The sequence below is a fragment of the Variovorax sp. 01T432 genome (assembly GCF_056398605.1).
Genome location: NZ_JBFTPS010000009.1, coordinates 74,229 through 95,878 on the forward strand (window position 1 = coordinate 74,229; position 21,650 = coordinate 95,878).

Annotated in this window: 19 protein-coding genes and 1 tRNA gene; 4 read left to right on the forward strand and 16 right to left on the reverse strand. The window is 64.2% G+C overall.

Annotated features, from left to right (window positions below; all coding sequences use genetic code 11):
• Position 1: 1 nt before the first annotated feature.
• The 13 genes from lpxA to rpsB form a co-directional block, all read right to left on the reverse strand.
• The gene (gene lpxA, locus AC1DNF_RS09815) at positions 2–790 is read right to left on the reverse strand and encodes an acyl-ACP--UDP-N-acetylglucosamine O-acyltransferase (RefSeq protein WP_478148463.1); all 789 of its coding nucleotides are present in this window, start codon (positions 788–790) and stop codon (positions 2–4) included.
• A gap of 14 nt (positions 791–804) precedes the next feature.
• On the reverse strand, positions 805–1,248 hold the full coding sequence (gene fabZ, locus AC1DNF_RS09820) for a 3-hydroxyacyl-ACP dehydratase FabZ (RefSeq protein ID WP_478148385.1): 444 nt from the start codon (positions 1,246–1,248) through the stop codon (positions 805–807).
• Complete coding sequence (gene lpxD, locus AC1DNF_RS09825) at positions 1,245–2,231, reverse strand: UDP-3-O-(3-hydroxymyristoyl)glucosamine N-acyltransferase (RefSeq protein WP_478148386.1); 987 nt, start codon at positions 2,229–2,231, stop codon at positions 1,245–1,247. The genes fabZ and lpxD overlap by 4 nt, the downstream gene beginning before the upstream one ends.
• 14 nt (positions 2,232–2,245) lie before the next feature.
• Complete coding sequence (locus tag AC1DNF_RS09830) at positions 2,246–2,728, reverse strand: OmpH/Skp family outer membrane protein (RefSeq protein ID WP_478148464.1); 483 nt, start codon at positions 2,726–2,728, stop codon at positions 2,246–2,248.
• Between the two features lie 62 nt (positions 2,729–2,790).
• Positions 2,791–5,205, reverse strand: coding sequence for an outer membrane protein assembly factor BamA (gene bamA / locus AC1DNF_RS09835; protein ID WP_478148465.1), 2,415 nt, complete (start codon positions 5,203–5,205; stop codon positions 2,791–2,793).
• Between the two features lie 38 nt (positions 5,206–5,243).
• On the reverse strand, positions 5,244–6,614 hold the full coding sequence (gene rseP, locus AC1DNF_RS09840; RefSeq protein WP_478148387.1) for an RIP metalloprotease RseP: 1,371 nt from the start codon (positions 6,612–6,614) through the stop codon (positions 5,244–5,246).
• A 24-nt stretch (positions 6,615–6,638) separates the two neighbouring features.
• On the reverse strand, positions 6,639–7,826 hold the full coding sequence (ispC, locus tag AC1DNF_RS09845) for a 1-deoxy-D-xylulose-5-phosphate reductoisomerase (RefSeq protein ID WP_478148388.1): 1,188 nt from the start codon (positions 7,824–7,826) through the stop codon (positions 6,639–6,641).
• A complete protein-coding gene (locus AC1DNF_RS09850) occupies positions 7,823–8,668 on the reverse strand; it encodes a phosphatidate cytidylyltransferase (protein ID WP_478148389.1) in 846 nt (281 codons plus the stop codon). The genes ispC and AC1DNF_RS09850 overlap by 4 nt, the downstream gene beginning before the upstream one ends.
• A gap of 4 nt (positions 8,669–8,672) precedes the next feature.
• Positions 8,673–9,410, reverse strand: coding sequence for a polyprenyl diphosphate synthase (gene uppS, locus AC1DNF_RS09855; RefSeq protein ID WP_478148390.1), 738 nt, complete (start codon positions 9,408–9,410; stop codon positions 8,673–8,675).
• Position 9,411: 1 nt separating this feature from the next.
• On the reverse strand, positions 9,412–9,972 hold the full coding sequence (frr, locus tag AC1DNF_RS09860; RefSeq protein WP_478148391.1) for a ribosome recycling factor: 561 nt from the start codon (positions 9,970–9,972) through the stop codon (positions 9,412–9,414).
• Between the two features lie 15 nt (positions 9,973–9,987).
• On the reverse strand, positions 9,988–10,710 hold the full coding sequence (gene pyrH / locus AC1DNF_RS09865; RefSeq protein ID WP_478148392.1) for a UMP kinase: 723 nt from the start codon (positions 10,708–10,710) through the stop codon (positions 9,988–9,990).
• An 89-nt stretch (positions 10,711–10,799) separates the two neighbouring features.
• Positions 10,800–11,723: a translation elongation factor Ts gene (tsf, locus tag AC1DNF_RS09870; protein ID WP_478148393.1), complete on the reverse strand. Its 924-nt coding sequence runs from the start codon at positions 11,721–11,723 to the stop codon at positions 10,800–10,802.
• Positions 11,724–11,835: 112 nt separating this feature from the next.
• On the reverse strand, positions 11,836–12,591 hold the full coding sequence (rpsB, locus tag AC1DNF_RS09875; protein WP_478148466.1) for a 30S ribosomal protein S2: 756 nt from the start codon (positions 12,589–12,591) through the stop codon (positions 11,836–11,838).
• A 199-nt stretch (positions 12,592–12,790) separates the two neighbouring features.
• On the opposite strand from rpsB, the gene AC1DNF_RS09880 reads away from it, so the two are divergent.
• Genes AC1DNF_RS09880 through AC1DNF_RS09890 form a run of 3 tightly spaced genes read left to right on the forward strand, consistent with a single transcriptional unit; the run spans position 12,791 to position 16,933 of the window.
• The gene (locus AC1DNF_RS09880; protein WP_478148394.1) at positions 12,791–14,119 is read left to right on the forward strand and encodes an amidase; all 1,329 of its coding nucleotides are present in this window, start codon (positions 12,791–12,793) and stop codon (positions 14,117–14,119) included.
• Between the two features lie 57 nt (positions 14,120–14,176).
• On the forward strand, positions 14,177–15,433 hold the full coding sequence (locus AC1DNF_RS09885) for a D-amino acid dehydrogenase (RefSeq protein WP_478148395.1): 1,257 nt from the start codon (positions 14,177–14,179) through the stop codon (positions 15,431–15,433).
• 18 nt (positions 15,434–15,451) lie between these two features.
• A complete protein-coding gene (locus AC1DNF_RS09890) occupies positions 15,452–16,933 on the forward strand; it encodes an NAD(P)H-hydrate dehydratase (RefSeq protein ID WP_478148396.1) in 1,482 nt (493 codons plus the stop codon).
• Here AC1DNF_RS09890 and AC1DNF_RS09895 read toward each other — a convergent pair.
• Both AC1DNF_RS09895 and rnr read right to left on the reverse strand, forming a co-directional pair.
• Complete coding sequence (locus AC1DNF_RS09895) at positions 16,930–17,694, reverse strand: SDR family oxidoreductase (RefSeq protein WP_478148397.1); 765 nt, start codon at positions 17,692–17,694, stop codon at positions 16,930–16,932. The genes AC1DNF_RS09890 and AC1DNF_RS09895 overlap by 4 nt on opposite strands.
• 11 nt (positions 17,695–17,705) lie before the next feature.
• Positions 17,706–19,958, reverse strand: coding sequence for a ribonuclease R (gene rnr, locus AC1DNF_RS09900; protein WP_478148467.1), 2,253 nt, complete (start codon positions 19,956–19,958; stop codon positions 17,706–17,708).
• 90 nt (positions 19,959–20,048) lie between these two features.
• On the opposite strand from rnr, the gene AC1DNF_RS09905 reads away from it, so the two are divergent.
• Positions 20,049–20,133 (forward strand) — tRNA-Leu (locus tag AC1DNF_RS09905).
• Between the two features lie 87 nt (positions 20,134–20,220).
• Here AC1DNF_RS09905 and rimO read toward each other — a convergent pair.
• The gene (gene rimO / locus AC1DNF_RS09910) at positions 20,221–21,627 is read right to left on the reverse strand and encodes a 30S ribosomal protein S12 methylthiotransferase RimO (protein WP_478148398.1); all 1,407 of its coding nucleotides are present in this window, start codon (positions 21,625–21,627) and stop codon (positions 20,221–20,223) included.
• Positions 21,628–21,650: the final 23 nt, after the last annotated feature.

The following is a 21,650-nucleotide window of genomic DNA, read 5'->3' on the forward strand; positions in this document are numbered from 1 at the left end:
GTCAACGCGCTATACCGCGCTTCGCGCTCGTCAGAAAGCTGCTCATCAGCGCGACGTCGGCAGCCGATTCGGGGACCTCCGCCGCAAGCGCGTCGATCGCGGCACGGGCTTCTTCGAGCGTCTTGCCCTGGCGATAGAGCAGGCGGTGCATCTGCTTCACGGCAGCGATCCGTGCCGCCGAGAAATCGCGGCGTCGCAAGCCGACGACGTTGAACCCACGCACGGCGAGCGGATTGCCGTCGACGAGCATGAATGGCGGCACGTCTTGCGAAACCGCGCTGGCGAACCCCACCATCGCATGGGCTCCGATCGACACGAACTGATGAATGCCCGTCAGTCCACCAATCGTCACCCAGTCGCCCAGATGCACGTGGCCGGCGAGCGTTGTGTTGTTGGCAAGCGTCGTGTGGTCATTCACGCGGCAGTCATGCGCGATGTGCGTGTAAGCCATGATCCAGTTGTCGCTGCCCACGCGTGTGATGCCACCCGCACCGGGCACGCCGATGTTGAAGGTGCAGAACTCTCGGATCGTGTTGCGCTCGCCGATCACGAGTTGGGTCGGCTCGCCCGCATATTTCTTGTCCTGTGGCACGGCGCCCAGGGAGGAGAACTGGAAGATCCGGTTGTCCCGCCCGATGGTGGTCCGGCCCTCGATGACGCAATGCGCTCCGATCGTGGTGCCGGCGGCAACCTTCACATGCGGTCCGATGACCGAATAGGGGCCGACGCTGACCGTCGGGTCGAGTTCGGCCCGGTGGTCGACGATCGCCGTCGAATGAATCAGGGTCATGCCTAAAGCAGGGTTCAGGTGATCTGCCGCATGGCGCACATCAGAGTGGCTTCGCAGGCGAGTTCGCTCCCGACCAATGCGCGCCCCTTGAACTTGGAAATGCCGGCCTTCATGCGCTCGATCTCGACTTCGAGCGTGAGTTGGTCGCCGGGTTCCACTGGCCGCTTGAAGCGCGCGCCATCAATCGCCGCGAAGTAATAGACGATGTTGTCGTCCGGCACGATGTCCAGCGAATGGAAGGACAACAGCGCGGCAGCCTGCGCCATCGCCTCCAGCATCAGCACGCCGGGCATCACCGGCCGATGCGGAAAATGGCCGTTGAAAAAGGGCTCATTCATGGTCACGTTCTTCAGCGCCGTGATGCGCTTGCCCTTCTCCATCTCGAGCACGCGATCCACCAGCAGGAACGGATAGCGGTGGGGCAGTAGTTTGAGGATTTGATGGATATCGAGCGTCATGATTTCTTGTCCTGCATTGTCGATCTTTCGAGCGCCTTGAGACGTTCTCGCAGACCGTGCAGTTGCTTGAGTGTGGCGGCGTTTTTCTCCCAGGCGGCATTGTCGTCGATGGGAAACACGCCGGTGTAGCGGCCGGGCTTGCGAATCGACCGTATGACGACCGTCGCCGCCGAGATGTGCACGCCGTCGGCCAAGGTCAGGTGGCCGGCGATGCGCGCGCCGCCCCCGATCATGCAGTGCGCGCCGATGTTGGCACTGCCGGCAACGCCGACGCAGCCTGCCATGGCCGTGTGCTTGCCCACGCGTACGTTGTGGCCGATCTGAATCAGATTGTCGAGCTTGACGCCGTCTTCGATCACGGTGTCTTCGAGCGCACCCCGATCGATGCAGGTGTTGGCGCCAATTTCGACATCGTCGCCAATGCGTACCGCGCCGAGCTGCTCGATCTTGACCCAGGTGCCTTCATGCGGCGCCAATCCGAAGCCGTCAGCACCGATCACAACGCCGGGATGCAGCAGGCAATGCGAGCCGATGATGCAATCCTCGCTCACCGTGACTCGGGATTTCAACACCGTGCCTGCGCCGATCCTTGCGCCACGCTCCACGACGCAGAGAGCACCAATGCGTGCGCTGTCGTCGACCTGCGCGTCAGGATCAATCACCGCGCTGGGGTGGATCCGGGCCTCATCGGGCCGGGCGTGGGATGCCTTCCAGAGTTGAGTCAAGCGCGCGAAATACAGATAGGGATCGGGCGTCTCGATGAACGCGCCACGCTGAGCCGCCAATTCGCGCAACGCCGGCGAGACGATCACGCAGCCCGCCTGGGATGTCGCAAGATCCTGGCGGTACTTGGGATGGCTCAAGAAGCTGAGTGCATTCGACTGCGCCGACTGCAGCGGCGCGAGCCTTTCGATCAATAGCGCAGGATCACCATGCAGTTCGCCCCCAAGGGCTTTGATGATTGCGCCTAGCAGCAGTGCCACGGCGGTTTGCGGCGCTACTTGCCGCCGGAGGAAGTGGACGCGTTCAGCGCCTTGATCACCTTGTCGGTGATGTCGTGCTTCGGATTGATGTAGATCGCTTCCTGGAGGATCGCGTCGTACTTCTCGGCCTCGGCCACCTGCTTGACCACGCGATTGGCGCGCTCGTAGACCTGCTGCAATTCCTCGTTCTTGCGCGCGTTCAGGTCTTCCTGGAATTCGCGGCGACGTCGTTGGAAGTCTCGGTCCTGATCAACCAGGGCGCGCTGCCGCGCCGTACGCTGGGTTTCCGAGAGAGTCGGGGCCTCGCGCTCGAAGGTTTCGGAAGCGGTCTTGAGCGCAGCGCCCTGGTCTTGCAGATCCTTTTCCCGCTTCAGGAACTCGGCTTCGAGCTTGGCTTGCGCGGCCTTCGCCGGCAAGGCTTCACGAAGGACGCGGTCAGGATTGACGAAGCCGATGCGAAAAGTTTCCTGTGCGTGGGCGGCGACGCTCATGAGCATGAGCGCGGGGACGAGCAACGCACTGGCCGCGCGCAGCAGTGAATTCCGGAGCAGTGGATTCATTAGAAAGAGGTTCCGATCTGGAATTGCAGGCGCTGAATTCTATCCTCCTGGATAGGATTCAGCGGGTCAGAGAGGTCTTGCTTCTGGTACTTGACCGGTATCGCATAGGCCAGACGCAGCGGGCCCAGCGGCGACACCCAGCTGATGCCGAGACCGACAGACGCGCGGAGTTTCTTTTGCGCCGCCCACTGGGCGTCAGTCAAGACCGGGTCGCGCGAAGCAAAGACGTTGCCGACGTCGAAGAAGCCATAGAGGCGCAACGTCCGGTCATTGCCCGCTCCCGGGAAGGGCGTACTCATTTCAGCATTGAAGATGGCCTTCTTCGTCCCGCCGACGGCGGCACCGTCGGTCTGACCCAGCAGAGGCGGGTCATGAGGGCCCAGGGAGTTCTGCTCGAATCCGCGGATCGAGCCGAGGCCACCCGCATAGAAGTTCTTGAAGATCGGGTAGACATTGCTGCCGTACGCCTTTCCGTAGCCCAACTCGCCATTGATCGCGAAGGTGTATTGCTTGGTGAGCGGGAAGAACTGCTGGTATTGGTAGCTGCTCTTCATGTACTTCATGTCGCCCCCCACCCCGAATTCGAGGTTGGCACGCTGCAGGCGCCCGCGCGAGGGGACCAGCGCACTGTCGCGATCGTCGCGCGCCCATCCGATCGTGAGCGGCACGCCAGAAACGCTGCCCTTGGCGCAGGTGAAGATACCCGTTGCCGGGTCGGCGGTGCAGCCAAAGTAGTTGCGATAGGACTGCGGTGCCAGCAGGGCGACATTGGTCCCGGGGTCGAAGCTGTAGCGCTCCAGCCCGGCGCCGAAGAAGATCGTGTCGACTTCGCTGAAGGGCACGCCGAAGCGCAGCGTGCCGCCTTCGTTGACCAGCCGGTAGTCGCCATCAACGCTGTAGTAGGGCCGCGTCGTCGTGTGATAGACGCTGATCGAGCGCGAGATACCGTCCTTCGTGAAATAAGGATCCGTCGTCGTCACCGAGATTGCGCGGTTGTACTTGCTGGTATTGACCTGAACGCCCAGGAAATTGCCCGTACCAAACACATTTTCCTGGGAGATGCCGAAGGTGACCGACACCTTGTCGGCACTGGAAAATCCCGCACCGAGTTGCAGCGAACCGGTCGGCTTCTCGGTCACGTTGACGGACAGGTCTACCTGGTCAGGCGCTCCGGGCACTTCCTGGGTATCGACGTTCACTTCGGTGAAGAAGCCGAGGCGGTCGATCCGGTCACGCGACAGCTTGATCTTGTCGCCGTCGTACCACGAGGCTTCGTACTGACGCAGCTCACGCCGGATCACCTCGTCGCGCGTGCGATTGTTGCCGCCGATAGCCACGCGACGCACATAGACGCGCCGCGCGGGCTCCGCCTTCAAGGTCAGCGTGACACGGTTGTTGGTGCGATCGATCTCCGGTTGCGCCTCGACGCGCGCGAATGCATATCCAAAGCTGCCGAAATAGTCGGAGAACGCCTTGGTGGTGGCAGTCACCTGCTCGCCGTTGTACGGCTCGCCCGGCTGGATCGTCACGAGGGACTTGAATTCTTCCTCGCGTCCCAGATAGTTGCCATCGAGCTTGACGCCCGCCACCACGAACTTCTTACCCTCGGTGATGTTGACAGTCACCGTGAGATCCTGGCGGTCCGGTGAGATGGCAACCTGCGTCGAGTCGATCCGGAACTCAAGGTAGCCCCGCGTGAGGTAGTACGAACGCAGCGTCTCGAGGTCGGCATTGAGCTTGGCGCGAGAGTACTGGTTGGACTTGGTGTACCAGCTCATCCAGCCACCAGCGTCCTGGTCGAACAGATCGAGCAGCGTGCCCTCGCTGAACGCCTTGTTGCCGACGATGTGCACTTCGCGGATCCGCGCCGGCTCGCCCTCGGTGACCGTGAAGGTCAGATTGACACGATTGCGTTCGATCGGCGTGACGGTGGTGACGACCTGCGCGTTATAGAGGCTGCGACTGATGTACTGCCGCTTGAGCTCCTGCTCGGCGCGGTCGGTGAGCGCCTTGTCGTAAGGACGGCCATCGGCCAGCCCCACGTCGCGCAGAGCCTTCTGGAGGACCGCCTTGTCGAACTCCTTGGTGCCGACGAAATCAACTTCCGCAATGGTCGGCCGCTCTTCGACGATGACCACGAGCACGTTGCCACTGACGTCGATTCGCACGTCCTTGAACAACCCCAGATCGAACAACGCGCGGATCGCGGCCGAACCACGCTCGTCGTTGTACGTGTCGCCAACGCGCACGGGCAGCGACGCGAAGATCGTTCCCGGCTCCACGCGCTGAAGGCCTTCGACACGAATGTCGCGAACCGTGAATGGCTCGACCGCCCAGGCTGCCGTGGCTGCCAGCGCGCTGACCACCACCGCGGCGACGCTACGCAGGCGAAAGCGACTGAAAGTTGTATTCATCTGTGATTTGAGCCAGCGCTGGAAAGGCCGGCAGATAGTTAACCAAAGAGCCGCGTGACGTCGTTGAAGAGTGCGATAGACATCATGACCAGCAGCAGCGCGACGCCGCCGCGCTGAAGCCGCTCCATCCATGCGTCGGAGACGCTCTTGCCGGTCAGGCCCTCCCAAAGATAATACATCAGGTGCCCGCCATCGAGGACCGGCAAAGGCATGAGGTTCAGCACCCCGAGACTCACGCTGATGAGCGCCAGGAACAGAAGGTATTGCGTGAGCCCCATGCTCGCCGACCTGCCGGCGTAGTCGGCAATGGTCAACGGACCGCTCAGGTTCCGGAGGGACGCCTCGCCGATCACCATCTTGCCCATCATGCGCACGGTCAACGCAGACACTTCCCAGGTTCGGACCATGCCGCGCCACACCCCGTCGATCGGCCCCTGTCGCACCGTGACCAGCTCGGGCGGCGCCCCGACGTAGGCACCGATGCGGCCCACCTTGGCGCTGCCCTCGTCCCGCACGTCTGGCGCGACTTCGATTCGCAGCATCTGGCCACCGCGTTCGACCTGCCAGGTTTGCATGCGCGGGTGTCCCGCGTCGACCGAGGCACGGATCGCGTCCCGCAACTGCTGCCCGTCGACGATGGCCGTCGCGCCCACCGAGCGCACCAGATCGCCGCTGCGCAGGCCTGCGCGTTCAGCAGCACCCCCGCCGATCACTTCGCCGATCTCCGGGCGCGTCAGTGGCGCCACGATGCCGATCTTGCGGAACAGCTGCGCGTCGGCGTCCTTGGCTTCGATGCCGCTCAGTGGCAGCAAGATCTCACGCGCGGGCCGCCCACCTTCGGCGCCGATCTCGAGCGTGATGTCGTGTCCGTCGAGCGCGCCGCGCGTGAGGCGCCAGCGCAGGTCCTCGAAGGACTGGACCGGATCGAGTTGACCGTCGAAGCCGGCGCGCGTGATGTGCTCGCCGCCACGCAGGCCCGCCCGCTCCGCCAAGGAAGCGGCGACAGGTTGCGCCAGCTTCGCGGCGGGCTCCTGCACGCCGATCCAGTTGACCAGGGTATAGAGCAGGACCGCCAGCAGCAGGTTCGCGATCGGCCCAGCGGCGACGATCGCGGCGCGTGAACGCAGACGTTGCGTATTGAAGGCACGGTGCCGCTCGGCAGGATCGACCGGACCCTCGCGCTCATCGAGCATCTTCACGTAGCCGCCCAGCGGGAAGGCGCCGATGACGAACTCCGTGTTCTGCCCCGGATGCTGACGCTTGGGCTGCCAGCGATAGAGCGTCTTGCCGAAGCCGACCGAAAAGCGCAGCACCTTGACGCCGCAAGCGACCGCAACCCGGTAATGACCGTACTCATGCACTGCAATCAACAAGCCGAGTGCGACAACGAAGGCAACGACAGTGAGCATGAGATCTCCCGGGAATTGAAAACGTCAGGCTGCGAAACGAAGCGCCGCGGCGTTGGCGGCAGCTCGGGCGCGGGCATCCAGCGCCAGCAGGTCCGCCAGCGACGACGGGTTGGAGGGTTCCACGACCTCCAGAGTTTCCATGTTGACAGCATGGATCCGGTCGAAACGCAAGCGGCGATCGAGAAAGGCCTCGACTGCCACCTCGTTGGCCGCATTCAGCACTGCCGTGGTTCCAGCCGCCGCGCGCAAGGCATGCCAGGCGAGCCGGAGCCCGGGAAACAGCACGGCATCCGGCGTGTCGAAGGTCAACGCCCCCATCTGCAGGAAATCGAGTCGCGCCGCCCCGCTCTGAATGCGTTCCGGCCACGCGAGCCCGACCGCGATCGGGACCCTCATGTCGGGCGTACCGAGTTGGGCGATCACGGACGCATCGGTGAACTGGACCATCGAATGCACCACGCTTTGCGGATGAATGACGACCTCTATCTGCTCAGGCGCCACGCCGAACAGGTGACGCGCCTCGATGACCTCGAGCGCCTTGTTCATCATCGTCGCCGAGTCCACGGAGATCTTCCGGCCCATGACCCAGTTCGGATGCGCACAGGCCTGCTCGGGCGTCACGCTGCCCAGCGTATCTGGCGCTCGCGTCCGGAACGGGCCGCCCGAAGCCGTCAGGATGATCTTGTCGATCCGCCTCGCCCAGGTGGCCGGGTCCTCCGGGAGCGACTGGAAGATCGCCGAATGCTCGCTGTCGATGGGCAGCAGGGTCGCCCCGCCGTCCCGCACCGCGCGCATGAAAAGATCTCCGCCGACGACCAGTGCTTCCTTGTTGGCGAGCAGCAGGCGCTTTCCGGCATGTGCCGCGGCGAGGCATGGCCCAAGGCCCGCAGCGCCGACGATCGCCGCCATCACAGCGTCGGTTCTTTCGTGGGCGGCTATGGCTTCGATCGCGCCCTCCCCGATCAGGACGCGCGTCTGCAAGCCGTTCTGCTTCAGCTTTTCGGCCAACAGCGCGGCGTGCGGCGGACTCGCCATCACGGCGAACTCCGGCGAGAACTGCGCGCACTGCGCGAGCATTTGTTCGACCTTCGTCGCCGCCGACAACGCAAACACCTCGAAGCGCTCCGGGTGTCTGGCGATCACGTCAAGCGTGCTTACGCCGACCGAGCCGGTCGAACCAAGAATCGTGATGCGTTGTTTGCGGGCGTTCACAGGAAAGCCAACATCATGGCAATGGGCAGGGTCGGGAGCAAGGCGTCGACTCGATCAAGCACGCCGCCATGGCCCGGCAGCAGGGCGCTGCTGTCCTTGGCGCCGGCGCTGCGCTTGATCAGGGACTCGACCAGATCGCCGACGACGCTCATCGCCGCCAGGAAGACCACCCCGATCAGCAGAAGCCACCAGCCGCGCTCGGCCAGCCTTGTATAGAGGCTCGCAACCGCAGCCTTGGTGGCAGCGTCCGCCCAGACCCACGCGAAGGCCAGGACGATCACGCCCGCCATGCCGCCCCAGACACCTTCCCAACTCTTGCCCGGACTGATGGTGGGTGCGAGCTTGCGACGCGTGAACTTGAGCCCGAACGCCCGGCCCGCGAAATAAGCGAACACGTCAGCGACCCACACAAGCACGAGGATGGAAAGCAGGAAGTTGATGCCGATCATGCGCGCCTGTACAGCCGCAAGCCATGCCACCCAGAGCGCCAGCAACCCACCGACAAGACGCAAGACCTTGGGCACGCGAGGCCAGCCGGGCACCGCCACGCGCAGCAACGCGCCGCCACCAAGAACCCATGCGGTGCTGGCAACGATCCAGACCGGCAACAGAGCTTCGTTGAGCAATCCCAGCCACCATGACAACGCGCACAACGCGGCGGCCTCCGCCCCCAGGAAGAGGGACATCCGCGGGCCGAAACCATTCAGCCGGCCCCACTCCCAGGCGCCGGCAGCGATCAGCACCAGCATCACGCACGCGAACGGCACGTAGGAGGGATAGAACAGCGCCGGCAGCAGGATCGCCAGCAGGACGACCGCGGTGATGATTCGTTGTTTGAGCATGCGCTCAGGCAACTTGCTGATTGCGACGTGCGCCACCAGCCTGAAGCTGCGCCGAAGTCTGACCGTACCGGCGTTCGCGGCGCTGAAACGCTGCGATGGCCTCATCGAGTGCGGCATCGTCGAATTCGGGCCAAAGGCGATCGCTGAAGAACAACTCGGAATAGGCGCTTTGCCAGAGCAAGAAGTTGGAAAGCCGCTGCTCGCCGCCCGTGCGAATGAACAAGTCGGGGTCCGGCACGTGCGAAAGCGCCATCGCGGCGTCAAGGTTGGCCTCGGTCAGCGGTTCGCCGCGCGCGGCAAGCTGCGCGGCGGCACGGGCGATGTCCCAGCGCCCGCCGTAGTTGAAGCACACATTGAGCACGAGCCGGCTGTTCTGCGCCGTCGCCATCTCCGCCTGCACCAGGCCCGCACAGATCTTCTCGGACAAACCACCGCGCTCGCCGATGAAATGCAGGCGCACGCCGTCCGCGCTCAGTTTGGGTACCTCGCGACCCAGCGCACCGACCATCAGGTCCATCAATCCGGACACTTCTTCGATCGGACGATTCCAGTTCTCGGACGAAAAGGCAAAGACCGTAAGAACAGCGACGCCCCGATCGACACAGGCCTTCACACAGCGCCGAAGGGATTCGACGCCCTGCTTGTGCCCTGCCACCCGAGGCAGCAGGCGACGCGTGGCCCATCGCCCATTGCCATCCATGACGATGGCGATGTGATGGGGCACAGCGCGGGATTTTTCCATCTCAGACTGCCATGATCTCCGCTTCCTTGGCCGTCACCATTCGGTCGATCTCGCTGATGTGGCGGTCGGTCACCTTCTGGATCTCGGCTTCGGCGCGCTTCTGGTCGTCTTCCGACGCCAGCTTCTCCTTGACGAGCTTCTTGATGGCATCGTTGGCATCCCGGCGCAGATTGCGAGTCGCAATCTTTGCGGCTTCGCCCTCGTTGCGCACGAGCTTCGTCATTTCCTTGCGGCGCTCTTCGCTCATGGGCGGCATCGGCACACGGATCAGGTCACCCATCGAAGCGGGGTTCAAACCCAGATCGCTTTCGCGAATCGCCTTCTCGATCTTGGCCCCCATGCCCTTTTCCCAGGGCTGGATGCTGATGGTGCGGGAATCGAGCAGCGAAACATTCGCCACCTGCGACAGCGGCACCGGCGAGCCGTAGTAGTCGACATGGATCGAATCGAGCAGCGCCGGGTTGGCACGACCGGTCCGGATCTTGGTCAGATTGTTCTGGAATGCAGCAAGCGACTGGTTCATCTTTGCGTCGGTCGCGCTGCGGATATCAGCAATGGTCATTGGCTTTCTTCCTCTTCAGGCATGCACCAGCGTGCCCTCGTCCTCGCCCATCACGACGCGCTTGAGCGCGCCGTTCTTGAAGATCGAGAACACCTTGATCGGCAGATTCTGGTCGCGGCACAGCGCGAAGGCCGTGGCGTCCATGATGCCGAGATTCTGAGCGATGGCTTGATCGAAGGTCAGCGAAGAGTACCGGGTCGCTTCAGGGTCCTTCTTGGGATCGGCGCTGTACACGCCATCCACCTTGGTCGCCTTCAACACCAGTTCGGCGCCGATCTCGGCTCCGCGCAACGCAGCGGCCGTATCCGTCGTGAAGAAGGGATTGCCAGTGCCGGCAGCGAAAATCACGACCTTTCCCTCTTCCAGGTACTGCAGGGCCTTCGGCCGCACATATGGCTCCACCACCTGTTCGATCGCGATGGCGGACATCACCCGGGCAATCAGGCCCTGCTTGTTCATCGCATCGGCGAGCGCCAGCGCATTCATTACCGTCGCCAGCATGCCCATGTAATCGGCGGTGGCACGGTCCATCCCCACCGAACCGCCGGCAACACCCCGGAAGATGTTGCCGCCGCCGATGACGACGGCAACCTCGACGCCCATGTTCACGACCTCGGCCACCTCGCCGACCATGCGCACGATGGTCGCCCGATTGATACCGAACGCGTCATCGCCCATCAGCGCCTCTCCCGACAGCTTCAGCAAGATTCGCTTGTGGGCTGGGCGGGCTTCAGGCATAGGTCGTTTCCTTTGGGGTTGGCGGGGGCGAGTGTAAGACGGGACGGGAGGGGGCAACAGCGCCGAGCGCGCCGCCCCGCAAGCGGATTTCAGGCCGCGGCCTTGGCCGCCGCGACCTGCGCCGCCACTTCGGCGGCGAAGTCATCGACCTTCTTCTCGATACCCTCGCCGACCACGTAGAGCGTAAAGCCCTTGATCGACGTCCCGGCAGCCTTGAGCATCTGTTCCACAGTCTGCTTGTCGTTCTTCACGAAGGCCTGGTTATGCAGCGAAACTTCCTTCAGGTACTTCTGCACGCCGCCCTCGATGCGCTTGGCAACGATGTCGGCCGGCTGCGGCTGCTTGCCAGCAGCTTCGGCAGCCTTGCGATCTTCCTCGGCCTTGCCGGCAGCGACCGCGCGTTCCTTCTCGATCAGTTCCGCCGGCACGTCGGCGCTGGAGATCGCAACCGGCTTCATCGCGGCAATGTGCATCGCCACATCCTTGGCGGAGGTGTCGTCGCCTTCGAACTCGACCATCACGCCGATGCGCGTGCCATGCAGGTACGACGCCAGCTTGCCGTTGCCGCCGAAGCGCTTGAAGCGACGGAAGCTCATGTTCTCGCCGATCTTGCCGATCAGACCCTTGCGCACGTCTTCCAGCGTGGGGCCGAAGCCATCCTGCTCGTACGGAAGAGCACCCAGCGCGGCGATGTCGGCCGGGTTGTGCCTGGCGACCAGCATCGCAGCGGCATTCGCCAGCGCGAGGAAGCTGTCGTTCTTCGTGACGAAGTCGGTTTCGCAGTTGATCTCGATCATGGCGCCAGCGTCGCCATCAACGAAAGCCGTGACTACGCCTTCGGCCGTGATGCGACCCGACGCCTTGCCAGCCTTGTTGCCGAGCTTGATGCGCAGGAGCTCTTCGGCCTTTTCCATGTTGCCTTCAGCCTCGGTCAGGGCCTTCTTGCACTCCATCATCGGAGCGTCGGTCTTTGCGCGCAGTTCGCCGACCATGCTTGCGGTGATTGTTGCCATGTGTGTTCTCCGTTCGGTTTGTCAGTGGTGACCGCCCGCATCGGGGGCCACGAAATTCAGATTAAAAAAAAGGGGCAACAAAGCCCCTTCTTCAGGCTCGCGAGAACTCGAATCAGGCGGAGGCGCCCTCTTCGACTTCGACGAACTCGTCAGAACTGCCTTCGGCCACGGCCTTGACCACGTCGTTGACGGCGCTGGAACGGCCTTCGATGATCGCGTCGGCGATGCCGCGCGCATAAAGCATGACAGCCTTGGACGAGTCGTCGTTACCAGGGATCACGTAGTCGATGCCTTCAGGCGAGTGGTTCGAGTCGACCACGCCGATCAAGGGAATGCCGAGCTTCTTGGCTTCGGCCACGGCAATCTTGTGGAAGCCCACGTCGATCACGAAGATGGCATCGGGCAGAGCGGTCATGTCCTGGATGCCGCCAATGTCCTTCTCGAGCTTCTCGATTTCACGCGAGAAGGTGAGTTGCTCCTTCTTGCTCAGCGAGTCGAGGCCGGCTTCCTGCTGGGCCTTCATGTCCTTCAGACGCTTGATCGAGGTCTTGACGGTCTTGAAGTTGGTCAACATGCCGCCGAGCCAGCGCGTATCGACGAAGGGCACGCCGGCGCGACGGGCCTCGGCAGCCACGATCTCGCGGGCCTGACGCTTGGTGCCGACCATCAGGATGGTGCCGCGGTTCGCGGTGAGTTGCTTGGCGTACTTCATCGCGTCCTGGAACATCGGAAGCGATTTTTCCAGATTGATGATGTGAATCTTGTTGCGATGGCCGAAGATGAACGGCGCCATCTTGGGGTTCCAGAAGCGCGTTTGGTGACCGAAATGGACACCGGCTTCCAGCATTTCGCGCATGGTTGTCGACATAGGAATAACTCCAAAGGTTGGGTCTAAAATCCAGCCCGATTTGTGAACCTCCCTGCGGAGAGGCGCACAACACCTTGAATGGGCTGGTTTGCGGATGCGTTTCGCGCTCGGAAAGTAACTGAAAAGTGCCTTGAGCGAAACCCAAAGAGTATAGCACGCACCACCCTTCGCTCCCCCCTCTTCCCCCTGCCACCACACCATGCGCCCTGACCTGCACGCCACCCGACGCTCATTGATGACGGGAACCTCCGATGCACGCACCGAAATGGAGCGCTGCATCGTTGCCGGCCAGTCGCCGGCATGCGAACACGTCTTCACCCGACCGATGTTCGATGAAGCGCGCCGCGCCGCCGTTGCCGCGAATCCGGGGCAGCGGATGGCGGGCCTTGCGTTTTCGGCCAAGGATCTGTTCGATATCGCCGGCCAGCCGACGCCGGCCGGCTCGATCGTGCTGGCCCATGCGCCGGCCGCCACCGCCGATGCGCCAGCGGTCGCCCGCCTTCGCGCTGCAGGCGGCACGCTGATCGGCCGGACCAATATGACGGAGTTCGCCTACTCTGGCGTTGGAATCAACCCGCACCACGGCACGCCCGCCAACCTGAGTGACCCTGGCGTGGCTCGCATTCCCGGCGGTTCGTCGTCCGGCGCCGCCATCTCGGTCGCCAGCGGCGCGGCGTTCATCGGCCTGGGCTCCGACACCGGAGGCTCGATCCGAATCCCCGCGGCGCTCAATGGCATCGTCGGCTTCAAGAACACCGCCCGACTGGTGCCGACGGACGGCGCCGTGCCGCTGTCGACCACGCTCGACACCGTCTGCGCCATGACGCGCTCGGTGCGCGATGCGATCGTCGCTCATGAGATCCTCGCGAGCCGCCGCGTGACGGCCGGTACCGCACCTCTTTCAGCCTACCGGCTGGCCGTCGTCCGGGAAGTCTTCATGGATGAGCTCGATCCCATGGTCGCGCGCGCTTTCGAGCGGGCGGTCAAGACACTGCGCGATGCGGGCGCCCGTATCGAGGAAATCGCCCTGCCCGAACTGGCCGACCTCTCCTCGATCAACTCGACCGGTGGATTCTCCGCTCCCGAAGCCTATTCCTGGCACCGCCTCCTGCTGGAGCGCAGCGGCGCCGGCTACGACCCGCGCGTGGCGCAGCGCATCATCAAGGGCGCGACCATGATGGCCCACGAGTACATCGAGCTCATCAAGGCCCGTCGCGGCTGGATAGGCCGCATGGAACGGGCGCTTGCCGGCTTCGACGCCGTGCTGTCGCCCACGGTGCCGATCACGGCGCCCGCCATTGCGAGCGTTGCGCCCGGCCAGGAGCGCGACGAAGCCTTCTTCCGCGTCAATGCGCTGCTGCTGCGCAACCCTTCCGTCGTGAACATGCTCGACGGCTGCGCGATCTCGCTGCCTTGTCAGGCAGCGGACGAACTACCGGTCGGCCTGATGCTCTGGCATGGCGCCCTGCACGACGATGCAATTCTGGCCGTCGCACTTCAGGCCGAGCGCGCGCTACAAACGCAATAACGGTCCTGCACTCCTCCGACGCAGGCGCCGACGAAATACCTCACCGCAAAGAATCGAATGAAAATCGCCATCGTGGGAGCCGGGATCATCGGCGTCACCACAGCCTGGGAGTTGGCATCGGATGGGCACGAAGTGGCTGTGTTCGAGCGACGTGGTGCCGCCGCCGAAGAATCCAGCTTTGCAAATGCCGGCGTGGTGGCTCCGGGCTATGTCACGCCATGGGCCGCACCGGGCATGCGCGCGAAGGTGCTGCGCTCGCTGCTCTCCACACATGGCGCCATCAAGCTGCGCTGGCCGCTGACGGCGCGGGACATGGGTTGGATGGCCCGCTGGGAGCGCGCCTGCAAGCTGGAAACCTATCTGTCCAACCGCGCGCGAATGCAGCGCCTTGCCTTCTACAGCCGCACGCGACTGCACGAGATCACGGAAGCGCGCGAGCTCAGCTACGAACGCAGCGATGGCTATCTCGTTCTGCTGCGCTCCAAGCGCGAGCGCAAGCTGGTGCAACCGGGGCTCGATGTGCTTCGCGCCGCGGGCAACAACTTCCGGGAAGTCGACGCCGACGAAGCCCGCACGATCGAACCCGCGCTCAGCACGGATACGACGCTGGCAGGCGCCATCCACCTTCCGGACGACGAGGTCGCGAACTGCCGTCAATTTGCGCTGCTGCTCAAGTGGGAGGCCGAAGATCTGGGTGCGCAGTTTCATTTCAACTGCGATCTCGCACCTTTGCGAAGGGCCGCGCCGACGGAGATCTCGCTGGCGAGCGGCTCGGAAGGCCATCGCTTCGATGCGGTGGTGGTATGCGCCGGCGTTGCGTCGGCGAAGATGATCGAGCCCCTGGGCCTGCGCATCCCGCTCGCGCCGGTCTACGGCCACTCGGTCAGCGCCAACATTCGCGAGCCGCTCAATGCACCGCGAAGCGCCGTGATGGACGAACGCTACAAGGTCGCCATCTCGAGGCTCGGGCAGCGCGTGCGGGTGGCCGGCAGCGCCGAACTCGGCGGTTCGCCCGACAGGATCAACCCCGCCGCCCTGCAAACGCTCTACAAGGTGCTGCATGACTGGTTTCCCGGCGCAGCGACCTTGCAGGCCGGTGTCCAGCAATGGAAGGGCGCGCGTCCGATGCTGCCCGACGGGCCGCCGATCATCGGCCCCAGCGGCGTGCCAGGTGTGTGGCTGAATCTGGGCCACGGTTCGAGCGGATGGGCCCTTTCGTGCGGCAGCGCGCGGGTTCTGGCCGATCTGATGGGCGGCCGCGACGCGGGCATCGACCTCGAAGGCCTGGGCGTCGAGCGTCTCCTGCAATATTGACAACCGGCCAGGTCTTCCATGTATCGCATCACTACCGCCACCGCCGCTGCATTGTTCGATATCGCAGCTTCACGCCGGATCGAGCTGACGGCAGCAGCCGCGCTGGCTCCGCATGCCCTCATGCAGCGTGCGGGCCTGGCGGTTGCGCGGCTCGCCATGGCTGTTTCGCCCCACGCACGCGCAATCTGGATCGCATGCGGCCCCGGCAACAATGGCGGCGACGGTTTCGAGGCCGCTGCTCAGTTGCAGCGCCGCGGCTTCACGGTGCTCGTCACCCGGATCGGGGACGAATCCCGGCTGCCGCCAGACGCGCAGGCGGCCCTGCAACGGGCGCGCGATGCCGGCGTGCACTTTGCCGATGGCCCGCCCGCACACCATGACCTGGCAATCGACGCGCTGCTCGGCATCGGGGCCTCGCGTCCTCCCGAAGGCCTCATGTTCGACTGGCTCAGGCGCATGTACGCCGGCGTCGCGCCGGTGCTTAGCGTGGACATACCCTCAGGCCTGAACGCCGATACCGGCACACTCTCGGCGGACTACCTCTCGCGCTCTGCCGGCGACACGCGCTACGCCCGGCGCCTTTGCCTCAGCCTGCTCACATGCAAGCCGGGCCTTTTCACGGCCTTGGGCCGGGACGCCACCGGCGAGGTGTGGTTTGACGATCTCGGCGTGGGCCAGGGGTCCGAGCCGCCCTCGGCGCGCCTGGCCGGCATGCCGATGGCAGTGCCGAGATTGCACGCCTCGCACAAGGGAAGCTATGGAGACGTGGCCGTGATCGGCGGCGCACCCGGCATGGCGGGCGCGGCCCTGCTCGCCGCATCCGCCGCCCTGTCTGCCGGCGCGGGGCGCGTCTTCGTCGCGCCGCTGGATCCCGACCTCCCGATGCTGGACACCCTGCAACCCGCGCTGATGTTTCGACGACCGGAGACACTGGACCTCGAAGCGCTGACGATAGTCTGTGGGTGCGGTGGCGGCGCGGCTGTGACCAGCCTGTTGCCCCGAGTACTCGAAACCGCGCGAACCCTGGTACTCGACGCCGATGCGTTGAACGCCGTCGCGGCCGACCCTGCGTTGCAGCTTCTCCTGCAGGCGCGAGCACGGGACCATCGCACCACCGTCCTCACGCCGCACCCCCTGGAGGCGGCGCGCCTGTTGAAGGTCACCACGGTGGAGGTTCAAGCCGATCGCCTGCGCGCCGCGCGCCAGTTGGCGGAGCGATTCGACGCGGTGGTTGTGCTGAAGGGCTCCGGCACCATCGTTGCCGCATCCGATGAGACGCCGGTCATCAACACCACGGGCAATGCCCGGCTCGCCACCGCGGGCACCGGCGACGTGCTGGCCGGCATGATGGGCGCCGCGCTGGCCGCCGCCGGCAGTCCCGCCATGCAGGCGGCTTGCGAAGCGGTCTGGCACCACGGCGATCTCGCCGACCGCTGGCCGGCGAACACGCCGCTCACTGCCGATGGATTGGCCCGAGGCTTCCCTCCGCCGGCTCTCTAACCCCGGCCGACGAAAGGCATCTTGGTGGCCATCACCGTATGGAACAGCACATTGGCTTCCAGCGGCAGATTGGCCATGTAGAGCACTGACTGGCCGACGATCTTCACGTCGATCAGCGGCTCGATCGCGAGTTCGCCGTTGGCCTGCGGGACGCCTTTGGCCATGCGCGATGCCAAATCGGTCATCGCATTGCCGACGTCGATCTGGCCCACCGCGATATCGTGCTTGCGGCCATCGAGCGATGCGGTCTTCGTCAGTCCTTCGACCGCGTGCTTGGTCGCGGTGTAGGCGATCGAGTTGGGCCGGGGTGCCTTGGCGGAGATCGAACCGTTGTTGATGATCCGGCCACCCTTCGGCGTCTGGGCCTGCATCGTGCGAAAAGCCTGCTGGATGCAATAGAACATCCCGTTCAGGTTGATATCGACCACGCCGCGCCATTGCTCAGGCGTCCAATCTTCGAAGGTACCTGGGGGATTGCCGACGCCCGCGTTGTTGAAAAGCAGATCGACGCGGCCGAAGCGATCGACAGCGGCCGCGAACAGCGCCCGCACCGATTCCGGATCTGCCACGTCGGTCGGCACGGCGAACGCGCGCGCGCCGGCACCCGATTCCTCCGCCACCTGCTGGAGCGGCTCCAGCCGGCGCCCGGCCAGCGCCACGCTCCAACCATCGCCCAGCAGCGCGAGCGCGGCTGAACGGCCGATGCCGGTGCCGGCGCCCGTGACGACCGCAATGCGGCTCTGGCTCTTGTTCTCACTCATTCATATCTCCTTCAACGGCGCGGTTTGCGCCCCTTCATCTTATTGGCGGCTTTCTTGACGGCCGACCTGAACGCCTGCATCGCCGTCTGTGGCCCTGCGGCAGCGGCCCGATCGCTGCGTTCGACCGGCGCTTCGGGCTTGCTGCGCGCACTGCGCTTGGCGGATGCCTTGGTGGGCACGCCAGTCGCGGCGACGCCCTTGTCCTTCATGGCCCGCGCTCCCAGCTCTTCGCCTTCACGCATCAGCCGGAAATCGATCTTTCGGCCATCCAGGTCAACGCGGCTCACCTGCACACGCACCCGTGTGCCGATCGCGTAGCGGATGCCGGTGCGTTCACCGCGCAACTCCTGACGCTGCTCGTCGAACTTGAAGTATTCGCCGCCGAGTTCGGTGATGTGCACCAGTCCTTCGACATACATTGCATCGAGGGTGACGAAGATGCCGAAAGTAGTCGCTGCGGTGACGACGCCGCCGTATTCCTCGCCGAGATGCTCGCGCATGTACTTGCACTTGAGCCAGGCCTCCACGTCACGGCTGGCCTCGTCGGCGCGTCGCTCGTTGGCACTGCAATGCAGACCCGCCGCTTCCCAGGCAAGCACCTCCTTGGTCGGCGCGACCGTGGCCTTCTGAGGCTTGCTCGTCGGCGCCTTCACGCGCGACGCAAGCCGCTTCGCGAGCTTGGCATGCGCCTCCCCAGGCGTGGGCAACATGGGGAGCTGGTACTTGGTCTTGCCAAGAATGGCCTTGATCACGCGGTGCACGAGCAGATCGGGATATCGCCTGATCGGGCTCGTGAAGTGCGTGTAAGCCTCATAGGCCAGGCCGAAGTGACCGCTATTGATCGGCGTGTAGATCGCCTGCTGCATCGAGCGAAGCAGCATCGTGTGGATCTGCTGTGCGTCCGGCCGATCCTTGGTCGCCTCGGCGATGGCCTGGAACTCGCCGGGCCTCGGGTCGTCCGTGATCGAAAGCCCGACACCCATCGCCTTCAGGTAGCCGCGCAGGATTTCCTTCTTCTCCGGCGTGGGGCCCTCGTGAACGCGGTACAGCCCGGGATGCTTGCCTTCGGCGATGAAATCGGCGCTGCAGACATTGGCCGCCAGCATGGCTTCCTCGATCAGGCGGTGCGCTTCGTTGCGGGTGCGCGGCACGATCTTCTCGATGCGCCCGGCATCGTCGCAGATGATCTGCGTCTCCGTCGTTTCGAAGTCGACCGCGCCGCGCTTCGAACGCTGCTTGAGCAACGCGCGGTAGACGTCGTGGAGATTCAGCAGGTCCTTCACCCGGTCCTTGCGCTTCAACGCCTCCGGCCCGCGCGTGTTGCCGAGAATGGCGGCGACCTCGGTATAAGTGAAGCGCGCATGGCTCCACATGACGGCGGGATAGAACTGGTATGCGTAGATTTCGCCATCAGCCGCCACCAGCATGTCGCAGACCATGCACAGGCGCTCGACCTCGGGATTGAGCGAGCACAGCCCGTTGGACAGTTTCTCGGGCAGCATGGGGATCACGCGGCGCGGAAAATAGACGCTCGTCGCCCGGTCATAGGCATCGATGTCGATGGCAGATCCGGTCTGCACATAGGCGCTGACATCCGCGATCGCGACCAGCAGCCGCCAGCCCTTGCCGCGGCCCACCTTGGCGGGTTCGCAGTACACGGCATCGTCGAAGTCGCGCGCGTCCTCGCCATCGATGGTGACCAATGGAATGTCGGTCAGGTCGACGCGGCCCTTCTTGTCTGCCGGGCGCACCTTGTCGGGAAGCGCCTTCGCATCGGCGAGACAGGCTTCGGAAAACTCATGCGGCACGCCGTACTTGCGCACCGCAATCTCGATCTCCATGCCCGGGTCATCGATCTCGCCGAGCACTTCCCTCACGCGACCGACGGGCTGGCCGAACAGCGCGGGCGGCTCGGTCAACTGCACGACGACGACCTGGCCGACCTTCGCCGTGCCGGTCGCGCCCTTGGGGATCAGAACGTCCTGTCCGTAGCGCTTGTCCTCAGGGGCGACAAGCCAGACACCGCCCTCGTGAAGCAAGCGACCGATGATGGGTTGTTCGGGCCGCTCGACGATCTCGACCACGCGCCCTTCGGGACGACCGCGCCGGTCCTGGCGCACGACGCGCGCCTTGACGCGGTCCTTGTGCAGCACCGCGCGCATCTCGTTGGGGGGTAAATAGATGTCGGCTTCGCCGTCGTCGCGCTGCACGAAACCATGTCCGTCGCGATGTCCTTGGACTGTGCCTTCAACTTCATCCAGCAAGCCGCTGGGATGGCCATTATTTTTGATATGATCTCTCTCTTTCCTGAAATTCAAAACGCGTTGCAAGGATTCATTCCTTGCAACAAGTGGGCCCAGATGGCGGAATTGGTAGACGCACTAGTTTCAGGTACTAGCGAGTAACATCGTGGAGGTTCGAGTCCTCTTCTGGGCACCAAGTTTATATAGACCCCTTGATGGGGTTTCCAATCAAGCCACCGGCCTCCGGTGGCTTTTTTGTTGTCTCTCCCGTTTGCGCCTGGCATCAGATGGGCAGCGCGATCAGGTCGTGTCCCTCAGCACCGACAATGCGGGCCCGGGTGAATTCCCCGACCTTCAGCGTCTTGCTGATCTTCTCGGGTGGCAGCAAGCGAACGGTGCCGTCGATCTCCGGCGCATCCGCATATGACCGGCCTACACCACCCTTGCGACCCATGCCCGGCGCCGAATCCACCAGCACCTGCATCGTCGCGCCAACACGATTCTTCAGCTTGGCGATCGACACGGCCTCCGCCACCTCCATGAAGCGTGCGCGCCGCGCCTCGCGCTCGGCTTCCGGCAGCATGCCCGGTATGTCGTTCGCGGCGGCGCCCTGAACGGGACTGTAGGCGAAACAGCCCGCGCGATCGATCTCCGCCTCGCGGATGAAGTCGAGCAGATGCTCGAACTCCTCTTCCGTCTCGCCCGGAAAACCCGCAATGAAGGTGCTGCGGATCACGAGTTCCGGGCACACCTCGCGCCAGCGTGCGATTCTCTCCAGATTCTTCTCCCCACTCGCGGGCCGCTTCATGCGCCTGAGCACGTCGGGGTGACTGTGCTGCAACGGCACGTCCAGGTAAGGCAACACCTGCCCACTCGCCATCAACGGAATGATTTCGTCGACGCTGGGATACGGATACACATAGTGCAGACGAACCCAGGCGCCGTAAGGCTCCGCGATCTCGCCGAGCGTGCGCACGAGTTCGAGCATCCGGGTCTTGACCGGCTTGCCGTCCCAGAAGCCAGTCCGGTACTTCACATCCACACCGTAGGCCGAGGTGTCCTGGCTGATCACCAGCAGCTCTTTCACGCCACCGGCGAACAAGGCCTTGGCCTCGCCCAGCACATCGCCGACTGGCCTCGACACGAGATCGCCACGCATCGAGGGAATGATGCAGAAGGTGCATCGGTGGTTGCAGCCCTCGCTGATCTTGAGATAGGCATAGTGCCGCGGCGTGAGCTTGAGCCCCGCGACCCCGAAGGCCTGCGGCACCAGATCAAGGAAGGGATCGTGCGGTTTGGGAAGATTCGCATGCACCGCATCCATCACTTCTTGTGTCGCGTGGGGCCCGGTCACGGCGAGCACGCTCGGGTGCATCTGGCGGACCAGATTGCCGCCCTGCTCGCCCGTCTTGGCGCCCAAGCAGCCGGTGACGATCACGCGGCCGTTCTCCGCCAGGGCCTCACCGATGGTGTCCAGGCTTTCCCGGACCGCATCGTCGATGAAGCCGCAAGTGTTGACGATCACCAGATCGGCGCCTTCAAAAGTCTTGGAGGTCTGATAGCCCTCGGCGCTCAATTGGGTAAGGATCAGCTCGGAATCGGTCAAGGCCTTGGGGCAGCCCAGGCTCACAAAGCCGACTTTGGGTGCTGCCGTCGGGACAATTCGTTCAAGGGATGCAACTTCGCTCATATCCCCCTATTGTCCCAGCTATC

Excerpts from the sequence above, each read along its gene's own strand:
- fabZ (WP_478148385.1), bottom strand. The coding sequence starts at position 1,248 with ATGACGCTCGATATCCATCAAATCCTCAAACTACTGCCCCACCGCTAT.
- uppS (WP_478148390.1), bottom strand. The coding sequence starts at position 9,410 with ATGGAAAAATCCCGCGCTGTGCCCCATCACATCGCCATCGTCATGGAT.
- tsf (WP_478148393.1), bottom strand. The coding sequence starts at position 11,723 with ATGGCAACAATCACCGCAAGCATGGTCGGCGAACTGCGCGCAAAGACC.
- lpxA (WP_478148463.1), bottom strand. The coding sequence starts at position 790 with ATGACCCTGATTCATTCGACGGCGATCGTCGACCACCGGGCCGAACTC.
- AC1DNF_RS09885 (WP_478148395.1), top strand. The coding sequence starts at position 14,177 with ATGAAAATCGCCATCGTGGGAGCCGGGATCATCGGCGTCACCACAGCC.
- rseP (WP_478148387.1), bottom strand. The coding sequence starts at position 6,614 with ATGCTCACTGTCGTTGCCTTCGTTGTCGCACTCGGCTTGTTGATTGCA.
- AC1DNF_RS09895 (WP_478148397.1), bottom strand. The coding sequence starts at position 17,694 with ATGAGTGAGAACAAGAGCCAGAGCCGCATTGCGGTCGTCACGGGCGCC.
- rimO (WP_478148398.1), bottom strand. The coding sequence starts at position 21,627 with ATGAGCGAAGTTGCATCCCTTGAACGAATTGTCCCGACGGCAGCACCC.
- AC1DNF_RS09880 (WP_478148394.1), top strand. The coding sequence starts at position 12,791 with ATGCGCCCTGACCTGCACGCCACCCGACGCTCATTGATGACGGGAACC.
- frr (WP_478148391.1), bottom strand. The coding sequence starts at position 9,972 with ATGACCATTGCTGATATCCGCAGCGCGACCGACGCAAAGATGAACCAG.
- rpsB (WP_478148466.1), bottom strand. The coding sequence starts at position 12,591 with ATGTCGACAACCATGCGCGAAATGCTGGAAGCCGGTGTCCATTTCGGT.
- bamA (WP_478148465.1), bottom strand. The coding sequence starts at position 5,205 with ATGAATACAACTTTCAGTCGCTTTCGCCTGCGTAGCGTCGCCGCGGTG.
- AC1DNF_RS09830 (WP_478148464.1), bottom strand. The coding sequence starts at position 2,728 with ATGCTCATGAGCGTCGCCGCCCACGCACAGGAAACTTTTCGCATCGGC.
- AC1DNF_RS09850 (WP_478148389.1), bottom strand. The coding sequence starts at position 8,668 with ATGCTCAAACAACGAATCATCACCGCGGTCGTCCTGCTGGCGATCCTG.
- pyrH (WP_478148392.1), bottom strand. The coding sequence starts at position 10,710 with ATGCCTGAAGCCCGCCCAGCCCACAAGCGAATCTTGCTGAAGCTGTCG.
- AC1DNF_RS09890 (WP_478148396.1), top strand. The coding sequence starts at position 15,452 with ATGTATCGCATCACTACCGCCACCGCCGCTGCATTGTTCGATATCGCA.